We start from the raw sequence: 12,972 nt of genomic DNA, 5'->3' as shown, positions 1-12,972 counted from the left end.
ATACGGCCCTTGTCTGATACTTCTTTTGCTAATGTACGGCGCTTAATTAAACGTGATACTTTTAAAAATTTATCTAAGCTCATAATTCCCTCACCTTTCTGTTTTACAAACCTGTTTTTTTGGCTTCTTCCCAAAATTCATCTAACTCTTCTAACGAAAAAGATTCAAATGGTTTTTCAGAAGCTTTCACTTTTTCTTCAATATATTGAAATCGATTTAAAAACTTTGTATTCGTTTTAGCTAATGCAGCTTCAGAGTCAATTTTATAAAATCTTGCAATATTCACTAAAGCAAATAAAATATCTCCAAATTCATCGCTCATTTTTTCTTTATCAGCATGCTGCACTTCCTCTTGGAATTCAGCAAGTTCTTCCTGTACTTTTTCCCACATAGGTTCAACTTCTGACCAATCGAAACCAACTTTTGCAGCTTGCTTTTGGTATCCATGCGCTTTCATTAAAGAAGGCATAGCCTCAGGTACAGAAGCTAACAGAGAAGAAGGTTCCTCTCCTTTTTCTCCTTTTTTGATTTCATCCCAATTTTTCAAGACCTCATCTGCATCATTCACGCTCTCTTCCCCAAATACATGCGGATGGCGTCTTACCATTTTCTCTGAAACACTGCGAATGACATCATCAATTGAAAACATTCCTTCATCTTCACCGATTTGTGCATGAAGCAGTACTTGCAGTAATACATCACCAAGCTCTTCAATCATATTATCGTCATCTTGACGGTCAATTGCATCTAATAACTCATAAGACTCTTCTAGCAAATAGCGCTTGAGCGATTCATGCGTTTGTTTTTGATCCCAAGGACATCCGTTTGGCCCTCTGAGCGTGGCAATAATCTTTCTGAATGCGTCAAATTGATGGTATAAAATTGTTTCGTCTTCTACTGGAGGGACATAAATAGTCGTTAAGTTATTAAGCGACATTTCTCTATCCAATTCATACAGCTTGACCGGCTGGATTTTTTCTTCACTGCTTCCCGCTGCTGTTACAATGTAAACGAGGTAATCATCAGGAACATGTTCCATCAGCGTGAGCTTTACCTCTGAGGCAACGAACTGATCGTACACTTGAGCAATTAGAACATGACCGGTTAACTCTATTTCGCTTCGCTTTAAATCTGTTCCGTCTAGCAGCTGAAACCCTTCGATAGGATCGATCTTTAGCGCACCAAAAATTGGGTCTAAGAAGCTTTGTCCTCCTTTAATTTCAACAGGAATGCCTCGTTCTTTTCCTTTTTGTAAAAGTAATTGAACCGTACGTTCTGCCACTAAAGGGTGCCCAGGAACGGCATACACCACTTCTTCTATTGAAGCTTTATCGATTAAATCATTTGATATATGTTCATACACCTCTTCAAATGCATCATACGATTCGTATACGTCATCATAGGATACATACGTCAAGCCTTCACTTTCTAATTCTTTGATTACAGGATGTTCTTTTGTACGCATATAAATATGCTTTTCCTGCTGTAGCAAGCGATAAATGCCTACAGGTAGCTGTTCTAAATCGCCTGCTCCTAAACCAATAACTGTTACTTTCCCTGTCATTGCTTCACCTTCTTATTTATTTTTTAATACGTATTTAGCTAAAACACTTCCCATTGGAAGTAAACGTAATTCCTCTTCGGTAAAAATATGTTGTTTCATAATGATAAACAAATAAAACAAACCGCCTATTAAAACACCAGCTCCGGTTTCAACCACTTGTTTGCTTGTATCTAAACCATTAGACCATACAAAGTGATGTAAACAAAATAAATAGCTTTGCAAAAGAACGACCATTGCTATGCCCGTTATAAAAATACCTCCACTTGCCTTTTTCGGAACAAGAGGTACAGCAAGCTTTTTATATAGACAAAATAGATTGATTGCTGCAACGATAGCGAATCCAGCTGAGGAAGCAATGGCTGCTCCTATAGTTTGAAAATCTGGTATTAGCCAAAGATTCAATATTAGTTTGACTGCCATGCCAGCGATAACGGCTATTACAGGCGCGAAAACAGCTCCCATCCCCTGCAGTACAGCTCCAGCAGTTGCTGCTACTGTTGTAAATATAACCAACAAGCTCAAAATTTGTAAAACGTCCGTTCCGTGGGAGTCACTGTATAAAAGCATATTAATGGGTTTCATCAGCGCAATCAAGCCAAAAGCTGCTCCAACTCCGACTACAAGCGATAGACGGAGAGACAGCTGAACTTTTTCAACTACAAATGACAGATTTTTTTTCGCAATAGCTGAAGAAATAACAGGTACAAGCGAAAGCGAAAAAGCTGTACCTACTACTGTACCTAATTGAATCAACGGAAGCCCGCGGTCATAAATCCCTTTTGAAATTTGTGCTGCTTCTTCAGCCATGCCGTGCGTCGTTAGACTAGAATATAAAGTAAAGGAGTCAATAAGCTGGATAAACAACAGACCCATACCGCTAATACAAATGAATAAGCCTTGAATAATAAGGATTTTAAATATTCTCTTGATGTCTGCTTTTTTTATGCGTTGAAATACTCCCTTAGAATTTGTCTTTGTTCTAAAAACAAATAAAAATAAAATAATAAGGGATGTGATACCGCCTGTTATAGAACCAAAAATAGCTCCCGCCCCTGCAGTATATAGATCATAACCATGTTGGATCAAGAAAATAGACAGATACAAAATAGTCCCTACCCGTACAACTTGTTCTGCAATTTGAGACAGCGCTGTAGGAAACATATTATGTAATCCTTGATAATAACCACGAATAACAGCAATAAACGGAATAAGTAAAAAGGAAAATGAAATAATTTGAATGAGAACCGTTAATTTACGATCTCCCATCCACTCGGCAATCGTTTCTGCGAAAACATATTCAAACGCAAATATCGTGCAGCCTACTACAAACAAAAAAGCAAACGAAACTTGAAGTATTCCCCGTATTTCCTTTCTCCGATTTGTTACCGCATACTCAGCTACTAACTTTGAAATAATTACGGGGAAACCATATGTACCTAGCTGTAGCGCAATTCCATATAGCGGATAAACTTGCTGATAGATATAAAACCCTATATCTCCCGCGATATGGTGATATGGAATACGATAAGTGGCACTTAAGATTTTCGTAAATAAACCTGCGAGCGTTAAAATAACGGCGCCGTTAAAAATAGAATAGAGCTTTGATTGTTTCTGCATTCCTACACCTTTCACCTGCAGCTTGTAATGATATGAACAACTCTTTTTATTAGCCGCTAACCACACTAGAATAGAGCATTGTTCTTATAAAACATCCTGCACTTTCCAATAAATAAAATACCGTACCATTATATCATGTTCTCTTTATTTCTAAGGTAAGACAGCATGAAAAAAGGCAGCAGAAACTGCTACCTTTTCAGTAAATAATGTAAAATAAAGATAATTACGCTTACTGCTCCATTTGACGAGATAAGAAGCTAGCTGCTGTTTCGGCTGCTTTATGCTCTACTTCACCAAGAGACTTATCTTTTGAGAAAATGACAACAGCTCCAATCGGATCTCCATTTGCAATAATCGGACCGATTGTGTAAGAAGAAATATTTTCTTCGTATCCATCGACAAATTCAAGGTTTTTCCCATCAGTTACTAAAGAAGAACTGCGGCTTTCCATAACAGATTCCACTAACGAACTAATGTTTTTATTTAAGTATTCTTTTTTAGAACTTCCTGCTACCGCAATAAATACATCGCGGTCACAAATAAGTACAGGATGACCCAAGCTGTCGTATAGCGCTTCGCCATACTCTTTTGCAAAGTCTCCCAATTCACTAATTGGCGAATATTTCTTTAAAATAACTTCTCCATCGCGATCGACGAAAATCTCTAGCGGATCTCCCTCTCGGATGCGAAGCGTTCTTCTAATTTCTTTTGGAATCACAACGCGACCCAAATCATCAATACGACGAACAATACCTGTTGCTTTCATTCATTGAAGCCTCTCTTTCATATGATGATTAAAATAGTTGGTGAATATCACTGATGGCTATATGATAAAAGGTTCACCTTTGTTGAGGTTAGTATTCTTCACTCTACAACTTCTATTCACCAACCATCTCTTTTTTTGTTAAAAAGTGTGCTTTTATTAAAAAAATGTCCAAAAAACCGCCAAAACATGGGGATTTGGCGGTTTTTATTTCGGCTATATAAAAAGAAGGCTCAAAAATGAGCCTTCTTTTTAATTCGTAACTTGTTCTTTTTTAACAGTGGCTACTCCTTTTACTAACTGATACACAATATTGAGCCATTCTTTTTGAGCAAGTCCTTTTACATTAACCACTAATTTTACTTTCTTGCCTTCCATACCTAAGCTGACCATTCTGCCAAATTGATCACCTAGCATGAATAATTTTTGGCCGTCTACCGTTGAGCTCGCTTCTTCAGACAGCAGAATAGAAATTTCTTGTTTTGACTGAAGAATAGATTCTACTAAGTTCTGCGTTGCATATACTTTTGTTTCCGCTACTTTAAACAAATACTCAACCTCAGCCGGATACTCTCCAAAACGATCAATCATTTCATCCTGCAATTCTTGAATATCTTCTAGTGCTTCAATTCCTCTAAAGCGCTTATACATCTCAATTTTCAAGCGGCCGTCTGTAATGTACTGATCAGGAATATACGCGTCTAAGTCCAGATTCATTTCTACATTAAATTTCACATTTTCTCCATCAGACCCGCGTCTTTCCTCTATCGCTTCTTTAAGCATTTGAGAGTAGAGATCGAAGCCGACAGAATCGATAAATCCATGCTGCTGAGCGCCCAGTAAGTTTCCGGCGCCACGTATTGAAAGATCACGCATAGCAATTTTAAAACCAGAACCTAATTCGGTGAATTCTTTAATAGCTTGCAGACGCTTTTCAGCTACTTCTGTCAGTACTTTGTCTTTGTGATACGTAAAGTACGCATATGCCACGCGATTTGAACGACCTACACGCCCTCTTAATTGGTACAGTTGTGATAATCCCATCTTATCAGCGTTGTTGACAATAAGCGTATTTACATTTGGAATATCTACTCCCGTTTCGATAATGGTTGTACTCACAATCACGTCATATTCGCCTTCTAAAAAGCTTAAAATAACCGCTTCGAGTTCGGTTTCATTCATTTTTCCGTGGGCATACGTTACCCTAGCATCAGGCACGAGCATCGAAATTTCTTCTGCTTTTCGTTCAATATCTTCTACGCGATTATATAAAAAGTAAACTTGGCCATCACGCGCTAACTCACGCTCAATCGCTTCACGAACTAGAACTGGATTATACTCCACTACATATGTTTGAACCGGAAAACGATTTTCAGGCGGCGTTTCAATAACAGACAAATCCCTTACGCCCAACATAGACATATGTAATGTTCGTGGAATAGGCGTTGCTGTAAGTGTAAGGACATCAACGTTTGCTTTCATTTGCTTGATTTTTTCCTTGTGCGTTACACCAAAACGCTGCTCTTCATCGATAACTAACAATCCTAAATCTTTATAAATCACGTCTTTAGATAGTAAACGATGTGTACCAATCACTACATCTACGGTCCCGTTTTTTAGCCCTTTAATTGTTTCTTGCTGCTGTTTACGGCTGCGAAAGCGGCTCAATAGCCCAATGTTGATTGGATAGTCTTGAAAACGCTCACGGATGGTTTCATAATGCTGCTGAGCTAAAATAGTGGTTGGCACTAAAATAGCCACTTGTTTTCCATCTGTCACAGCTTTAAACGCAGCACGAATGGCTACTTCCGTTTTTCCATATCCAACGTCTCCGCAAAGCAGACGATCCATTGGTCTTTCATGTTCCATATCCTTTTTAATTTCTTGTACAGAACGAAGCTGATCTTCGGTTTCTTGATAAGGGAAAGCTGTTTCAAATTCTCTCTGTAAATCGCCATCCGGAGAAAATGCATAACCTTTACTTGCTTCACGCTCTGCATACAGTTTAATTAAGTCATCAGCGATGTCTTGAACAGAAGACTCAACTTTTCGTTTCACTTTCTTCCAGTCATTTCCGCCAAGTTTATATACTTTTGGCTCTTTCCCTTCAGAGCCTACATATTTTTGTACTTGATCAATCTGTTCAACAGGAACGTACAGCTTGTCAGAGCCTTCATATTTGATATGGATATAATCTTTATGATTACCGTTAATCTCTAACGTTTCCATTCCTAAGTAACGGCCAATACCGTGGTTCACGTGTACGACATAGTCACCTACGTTTAACTCTGAATAGCTTTTAATACGCTCTGCATTGGAAAGCTTTTGACGACGCTTTGATTTCTTTACCCGTTTTTTAAACAATTCTTCCTCGGTTAAAACAGCTAATTTTTGCATTGGCAGTTCAAAGCCCATTTGTAAATCGCCTTCAATGATTTGAACAAGACCTGGCACAAGCTGACCATTTCCATCTAAAATAGATGAATCAATATCATAATCTGCCAGCACACCTTCAAGTTTTTTCACGCGCTCTTTATCTGCGCCTAAGAGGACTACCGTATAATTAGCATTTTTCCAACGTTCAATTTCACTTTTTAATAAGTTCATTTGGCCGTAAAACTGCTGCATCTGCTTACATGAAATATTAATAATATTTTGCGGACTCGTATACGATACGTGCTTCAAAAATAACGATAAGTATAAAAACTGATGTTTTGCTCGCTGAATAAGAGATGGAAGCTTATGAGATAATTGAACGTCTCGAACAATTTGCCCCTGTCCTAATAATTCAGTTATCCATTCAGCTTCCTCTGTTTCAAGCTGATCAGACGTTTCTTGAATTCGAGTTGTCTCATCAAAGATGACAAGGCCGCCTTCTGGTAAATAATCTAGTAAACTAGCAGGCGATTCGTAGAAGAATGATAAATACTTGAACATATTTTCAAGAAGTTGACCTTGACGCAGCTGTTCGATTTCACCTTTAATATTTTCTGTTATGGTAGCTTTTAGTGCTGCGTTTTTCACTTGTTGCAGCGTCGAAGCCAGCTGTGCTTCTAGTTCTTCAATTCCTTGGGCTACTTCATTTTGATTCACAATGATTTCCGTAGCAGGGCCGATTGAAATTTCTTTTAACTGCTCTTGAGAACGTTGATCCTCGATTGTAAAAGTACGAATGGAATCAATCTCCGTATCAAATAGTTCAATTCGGACAGGTAGCTCTTCTGTTAACGGATAAATGTCAATGATTCCTCCGCGCACACTAAACTCACCCGGAGCTGAAACCATCGATGCCCGCTCATAGCCCAACTCAACTAACCTTTTTAAATAATGATCAACATCGATGTCAATTCCCATTTGAAACGGCAGCTGTGTTTGCTCCCATCTTGCTTTAGGAGGCAGCAGCTTTCGAATTCCTGCAAGCGGTGTTACAACTACTCCGCCTGTATGTTGACTCCAATAATTGAGTACTTCAATTCGCTGAGCCTTTAATTCTGGACTTGCAATCCCCACTTCTGTAGCAACTAAATCGTTAACAGGGTATAAGAAAACGTCTTTTTCCGGTAAAAGATGCAAAAGGTCTTCATACACTTTTTGAGCTTGATATAAATTATGAGTCACTACTAATAAGGGGTATTTTTTATCCTCATTTAAGAGTGCCATTAATACAGATCGAGCTGAACCGGAAATTCCCGTTACTAACTGTTCTTTCAAACCTTCTTCTAAACTGCTGACAACAGCTCCAATTTCTTTATTTTCTTCAAATTGCTGTCTAATCCCTCGCAAAGGAATTCCCTCCTCCCATGATATGTCTAAACTAAACAGAAAAACGCTTTGGTTTGAGACCAAAGCTTTTTATTGTATAAATGTTTCGTACTGATGATAGTCTGGATTTCGTTCTAGCGCTTCTTGACAGTCTTCACAAATAATTTTAACCACGATATCTCCACTATTATGGTAGTGAATAAAGTCTTTTCGTTCATCTGCGGTCAGGTGATTAAAACCGAGTGCTTCCGTATTGTGAGCTGTCTTTTCTATCATACCGACTTTTGCGCCACAATGTCTACAGAAATAATGAATAGACATACAAATCCTCCCAAATCTTTTAGTGTTAGTATGGACGATTGAGAGAAATTTTATTCTACTTAATTATAGCGATTCATTACTTCTAAGAACGGTTTACCTAAAAAATCTTCACTCGCGTGTACAGACGTTTTCATCGCTTCTTCCATATGAACCATTTCATCTGCTGTAAAGCGCCCTAGTACGTAATCAACTACTTTCATACCGTTTTGCGGACGATCAATTCCAATACGAATTCGGTTAAATTCTTGGGTCTTTAAATGCTGAATAATTGATTTTATTCCGTTATGGCCGCCTGGACTTCCTTTTGTACGCAACCTTACTTTTCCGCATGGTAAATCTAAGTCATCGTAAATAACAAGCAAGTCTTCGACGTCTATATCAAAATAGTCCATTAACGGGCGAATACTTTCTCCTGATAAATTCATATATGTTAGAGGCTTTAATAATATGACTTTTTCTCCTTTTATTATACCTGTTCCATATATTCCGTTAAACTTTGTTTTATCTAATGAAATCATAAACTGTTCAGCAATTTTATCAATTGCCATAAATCCTATGTTATGACGAGTTCGGTCATATTCTTTTCCAGGATTCCCTAAACCAACGATTAATTTCAAAATAGATACTCCTTTCCACTCTATGTAAGTTGTACATAATAGGTAAATGTCTTTAATGTTTTACATTACTATATAGTATCACTTTTATTATAATCAATTCACACAAAAAGACGTAACCTTTTGGTTACGTCTTTTTATATTATTCTTCGTTATCTTTTTCTTTTGTTGCTTCAACATCGCCTTCAGCATCCTGAACTTCGCCGCTGTCCGGCTCTTCTTCCTGTTGAGGAGGTAGTACAGAAGCAACTGTATCTTCTGCATCATGCGTAATTTCCAGCTTTTTATCTACCTTAATATCCGCTACTGTAATTGTATCATTAATTCCTAAATCTGATACATCTACATCAATAGATGATGGGATATCTTGCGGCAAGCCTTTTAATGAAATTTCATATAGAGACTGCTGTAATACGCCGCCTTCTTTTGTTCCTTTTGCTTCTCCTACTAGAGATAAAGAAACTTCAGTATCAATTTCTTTCTTCATGTCGACCACTTGGAAATCGGCGTGGACAATTTCGTTTTTTAATGGATCAGTTTGAATATCATGTAACATTACGGAATATTTTTGCTTATCCACTTGTAATGTTAACACTCCATTGCGCCCTGCTTCACGAATAGTCTTAATAAAATCAGCACTGTTTAAGTAAATAGGTGTGGATTCTGTTTTATTTCCGTAAACAACCGCTGGGAAGTTTCCTTCGTCGCGAATCTTTCTATTTGTAGAATTTTTGAAATCCGTTCTTTTATTTGCTTGAATTGAAATACTCATTTTATTCACCTTCCAGTATGTTTTCTACTTAAAATGTACCCTTTTTAGAAGGTTGCTAAACATGAAACGCAGTTCGAACAGTAATATATCTTTGTTCATCCTGTCCAAATCCCTTTAAAACAAAGGATTAGCCCATTTAATTTTTTTCAAAAAAACCTCTTTCCATTTGGAAAGAGGTTCTGTTTATCAATCAAATAACGTACTAACTGATTGCTCTTCGTGAACACGAATAATCGCTTCACCGATTAACGGAGCTACTGAAAGTTCTGTTACTTTACCAATTTTCTTATCTTCTGTTAAAGCAATAGAGTTTGTTACAGCTAGCTCTTTGATTGTAGAATTTTGAATACGCTCAATTGCAGGGCCTGAAAGCACTGGATGTGTACAACAAGCATATACTTCTTTTGCACCTGCTTCAATTAATGCACTTGCACCAATTGTAATTGTACCGGCTGTATCAATCATGTCATCAATCAAGATTGCTGTTTTTCCTTCCACTTGTCCAACAATGTTCATAACTTCTGCTACGTTTGGACGAGGACGACGTTTGTCAATGATAGCGATCGGCGCTTTTAGACGTTCCGCTAAACGGCGAGCACGCGTTACACCACCGTGGTCCGGAGATACAACAACAACGTCATCAAGATTTTTACTCTTGAAGTATTCACCTAAAATTGGAACACCTACTAAATGGTCAATTGGAATATCGAAGAAACCTTGAATTTGAGGAGCATGTAAATCTAATGTGATAATACGAGTAGCTCCCGCTTTTTCAATGATATTTGCTGCTAATTTGGCAGTGATTGGTTCACGTGCACGAGCTTTACGATCCTGACGAGCATAGCCATAGTAAGGCATAACAATGTTAATTGTTTTAGCTGATGCACGTTTTAATGCATCAATCATAATTAATAATTCCATTAAGTGTTCATTAACTGGAGCACTTGTTGATTGAATGATAAATACATCACAACCACGGATACTTTCTTCAATGTTAATTTGAATTTCACCGTCACTGAAACGATCAACCGAACATTTACCTAATTCCACACCAATTACTTTTGCGATCTCTTCAGCTAAAGCCTTGTTTGAATTTAGCGTAAATAACTTTAAATTTTCATCAGCATATACATTTGACATTTTATTGTGAAACCTCCGTCAGGATTTTTTATTAATATCAAGCTTTTCAGCATAGTTTTCTTTATTTACTTGTTTCGCACGAGCAATTGATAATGCTTTTCCTGGCACATCATCCGTTACGGTTGAACCAGCTGCAACATAGGCGCCTTCACCAATTGTTACAGGTGCAATTAAGTTTGAGTTACATCCTACGAATGCCCCATCTTCAATCTTTGTTAAAAATTTATTTTTCCCATCGTAGTTAACTGTAATAGATCCGCACCCTAAGTTTACACCTTTTCCGACCTCTGCGTCTCCAATATAACTTAAATGAGAAGCTTTGCTACCTTTGCCAAAAGATGCTTTTTTAATTTCTACAAAGTTTCCTACGCGCACTTCATCTCCAATTAATGATTGAGGACGAATATGTGCAAATGGGCCAATTGTGACTTCGTGACCAATTTCACTATCGTGAGCAACAGAATGGCGAATAGAAGTATTATTACCTATTTTGCAGTCTTTAATTTCACTGTTAGGGCCTACTTCACAATTCTCTCCAATTACAACTGTTCCTTGAATAACCGTACCAGGATAAATAACCGTATCTCTGCCAATAACAGCATCTGCTGAAATGTACGTGTTAGAAGGATCCACAATCGTCACTCCATTTAACATATGATGCTTGTTGATGCGCTTCTTCATTGTTTCTTCTGCTTGAGACAGAGCAAATCGATCATTAACGCCCAATGTTTCAGCAAAATCGGATGTTTGATATGCAGAAATAATTTGACCTTCATTTTTTAGAATTTCGATAACATCAGGTAAATAATACTCTCCCTGTACATTATCATTTGAAACTTTTGAAAGTGTCTCAAATAATTTCTCATTATCAAAACAATACGTACCAGTATTAATTTCCTGTACAAGACGCTCTTGTTCTGTGGCATCTTTATGCTCCACAATCTTTTCAACAGACCCTTGTTCATTTCGAATGATGCGTCCATATCCTGTTGGATCTTCTGCATGAGCTGTTAAAATAGTTGCCATTGCATTTGTTGCTTCATGATGCTTTAATAAAGATTCAATTGTTTCAGCTGTAATAAGCGGAGTATCTCCACATACAACAATTGTCGTACCTTTTTCATGTGCAAGTAAAGATTCTGCTTGCATCACTGCATGAGCTGTTCCTAACTGCTCTTCTTGTAAAGCAAATAAGCTTTTATCTCCAACATGTGATTTCACTTTTTCGGCACCGTGACCTACAACTGTAATTAAATTTGTTAAATCTAAACGTGATAACTGATCAATTACGTGTTGCACCATCGGTTTGCCACACACAGGGTGTAACACTTTATATAAAGATGACTTCATACGTGTACCCTGACCAGCTGCCAATATGACTGCATATCTTTTTGACATAACAGGCCTCCAATTTTACCTTTTTATCCATTAAGAATATTATATCAAAAATGACAGCATTTCAAGGAATCATTTATAAGTCATGAATTTTATTTTTTGGTAATGCTAAAGTTTTACAAAGGTGTGAAATTATATAAGTGGTAATCAAAAAGAAAAGAGCCTACTTTTCAGTAGACTCTTAATGTATCATATGTTTACGAAGCACCCGCTTCTTCGAATTCAACTTCTACCTCACCTAAACGATGATATTCTGCTAAAACAGCATCTTGAATCTTTCCGCGAGTATTTGAATTGATTGGATGTGCAATATCACGGAACTCACCATCCGGTGTACGTTTACTTGGCATGGCTACAAATAAGCCATTATTACCATCAATCACACGAATATCATGAACAACAAATTCACCATCTAATGTGATTGAAGCAATCGCTCTCATACGTCCTTCAGTGTTCACGCGGCGTAATCTTACGTCAGTTACTTCCATCTTGTTCACCACCTTTTTCTATGCGAAGCTTTACATACTTAATTCCACAGAATTTTGTGTTTTCCTGCTATTCAGAAAAAATTTTTAGAAAATTTTCGCAAAAAAAGTGAACAATTGGAAGTTACTTGCTTTTTGTTAGAAATTTGTTAATTTAATTACCCTTTAACGAGCGCAATAACTTCAATTTCAACAAGTACATCTTTAGGTAGTCTCGCTACTTCTACACATGAACGTGCCGGCTTATGGTCCCCGAAGTAGTCGCCATAGACTTCATTTAACGCTGCGAAGTCGTTCATATCTTTAATGAACACGGTTGCCTTTACAACTGTATTTAGAGAAGCTCCAGCTTCTTCAAGAACTGCTTTTAGATTTTCAAATACCTGAGTAGCTTGTACTTGAACATCTCCTTCGACTAACGTACCATCTGGACGAAGTGGAATTTGACCTGAACTGTAAAACAAGTTATTCACAACAATTCCCTGTGAATATGGACCAATAGCTTGCGGTGCATTTTTTGTTTGAACCTGTAACATATG

At 37.4% G+C, this 12,972-nt stretch carries 11 protein-coding genes and 1 pseudogene; all 12 read right to left on the bottom strand.

All coding sequences use genetic code 11. The features are described from left to right. Positions 1-83: pseudogene (locus tag AC3WJG_RS26155) on the bottom strand (RNA-binding S4 domain-containing protein); the annotation flags it as partial. Between the two features lie 20 nt (positions 84-103). Continuing rightward, a complete protein-coding gene (gene yabN / locus AC3WJG_RS26150; protein ID WP_060744939.1) occupies positions 104-1,564 on the bottom strand; it encodes a bifunctional methyltransferase/pyrophosphohydrolase YabN in 1,461 nt (486 codons plus the stop codon). Between the two features lie 12 nt (positions 1,565-1,576). Continuing rightward, positions 1,577-3,181, bottom strand: coding sequence for a putative polysaccharide biosynthesis protein (locus AC3WJG_RS26145; RefSeq protein ID WP_221841457.1), 1,605 nt, complete (start codon positions 3,179-3,181; stop codon positions 1,577-1,579). Between the two features lie 229 nt (positions 3,182-3,410). Then, positions 3,411-3,947 carry a stage V sporulation protein T gene (spoVT, locus tag AC3WJG_RS26140; protein WP_013054872.1) on the bottom strand — a complete coding sequence of 179 codons (537 nt, stop codon included), beginning with the start codon at positions 3,945-3,947 and terminating at the stop codon, positions 3,411-3,413. Positions 3,948-4,196: 249 nt separating this feature from the next. Further along, the gene (gene mfd / locus AC3WJG_RS26135; protein ID WP_337134644.1) at positions 4,197-7,727 is read right to left on the bottom strand and encodes a transcription-repair coupling factor; all 3,531 of its coding nucleotides are present in this window, start codon (positions 7,725-7,727) and stop codon (positions 4,197-4,199) included. 69 nt (positions 7,728-7,796) lie between these two features. Continuing rightward, positions 7,797-8,027, bottom strand: coding sequence for an anti-sigma-F factor Fin (gene fin / locus AC3WJG_RS26130; protein ID WP_013054869.1), 231 nt, complete (start codon positions 8,025-8,027; stop codon positions 7,797-7,799). A 59-nt stretch (positions 8,028-8,086) separates the two neighbouring features. Then, positions 8,087-8,644, bottom strand: a complete 558-nt coding sequence (gene pth, locus AC3WJG_RS26125; protein ID WP_028410349.1) for an aminoacyl-tRNA hydrolase — start codon at positions 8,642-8,644, stop codon at positions 8,087-8,089. Between the two features lie 139 nt (positions 8,645-8,783). After that, the gene (locus AC3WJG_RS26120; RefSeq protein WP_028410350.1) at positions 8,784-9,413 is read right to left on the bottom strand and encodes a 50S ribosomal protein L25/general stress protein Ctc; all 630 of its coding nucleotides are present in this window, start codon (positions 9,411-9,413) and stop codon (positions 8,784-8,786) included. Positions 9,414-9,599: 186 nt separating this feature from the next. Next, positions 9,600-10,553 (bottom strand): ribose-phosphate diphosphokinase, encoded by a 954-nt coding sequence (locus tag AC3WJG_RS26115; RefSeq protein WP_014462059.1) that lies wholly within the window; start codon positions 10,551-10,553, stop codon positions 9,600-9,602. 18 nt (positions 10,554-10,571) lie between these two features. After that, on the bottom strand, positions 10,572-11,951 hold the full coding sequence (gene glmU, locus AC3WJG_RS26110; RefSeq protein WP_028410351.1) for a bifunctional UDP-N-acetylglucosamine diphosphorylase/glucosamine-1-phosphate N-acetyltransferase GlmU: 1,380 nt from the start codon (positions 11,949-11,951) through the stop codon (positions 10,572-10,574). 194 nt (positions 11,952-12,145) lie between these two features. Beyond that, on the bottom strand, positions 12,146-12,436 hold the full coding sequence (gene spoVG / locus AC3WJG_RS26105) for a septation regulator SpoVG (protein ID WP_013054864.1): 291 nt from the start codon (positions 12,434-12,436) through the stop codon (positions 12,146-12,148). A 155-nt stretch (positions 12,437-12,591) separates the two neighbouring features. Next, positions 12,592-12,969, bottom strand: coding sequence for a RidA family protein (locus tag AC3WJG_RS26100; protein ID WP_013054863.1), 378 nt, complete (start codon positions 12,967-12,969; stop codon positions 12,592-12,594). Between the last annotated feature and the right edge of the window lie 3 nt (positions 12,970-12,972).

This window comes from Priestia sp. FW507-14D1A, assembly GCF_058781295.1.
Note: the sequence above shows the minus strand (reverse complement) of the source record. Positions and strands in the feature narration are given on the sequence as shown.

What these genes read in the sequence shown, in the direction of transcription:
- yabN (WP_060744939.1), bottom strand. Translation starts at nt 1,564, where the DNA reads ATGACAGGGAAAGTAACAGTTATTGGTTTAGGAGCAGGCGATTTAGAA.
- AC3WJG_RS26145 (WP_221841457.1), bottom strand. Translation starts at nt 3,181, where the DNA reads ATGCAGAAACAATCAAAGCTCTATTCTATTTTTAACGGCGCCGTTATT.
- spoVT (WP_013054872.1), bottom strand. Translation starts at nt 3,947, where the DNA reads ATGAAAGCAACAGGTATTGTTCGTCGTATTGATGATTTGGGTCGCGTT.
- fin (WP_013054869.1), bottom strand. Translation starts at nt 8,027, where the DNA reads ATGTCTATTCATTATTTCTGTAGACATTGTGGCGCAAAAGTCGGTATG.
- AC3WJG_RS26120 (WP_028410350.1), bottom strand. Translation starts at nt 9,413, where the DNA reads ATGAGTATTTCAATTCAAGCAAATAAAAGAACGGATTTCAAAAATTCT.
- AC3WJG_RS26115 (WP_014462059.1), bottom strand. Translation starts at nt 10,553, where the DNA reads ATGTCAAATGTATATGCTGATGAAAATTTAAAGTTATTTACGCTAAAT.
- glmU (WP_028410351.1), bottom strand. Translation starts at nt 11,951, where the DNA reads ATGTCAAAAAGATATGCAGTCATATTGGCAGCTGGTCAGGGTACACGT.
- spoVG (WP_013054864.1), bottom strand. Translation starts at nt 12,436, where the DNA reads ATGGAAGTAACTGACGTAAGATTACGCCGCGTGAACACTGAAGGACGT.
- AC3WJG_RS26100 (WP_013054863.1), bottom strand. Translation starts at nt 12,969, where the DNA reads ATGTTACAGGTTCAAACAAAAAATGCACCGCAAGCTATTGGTCCATAT.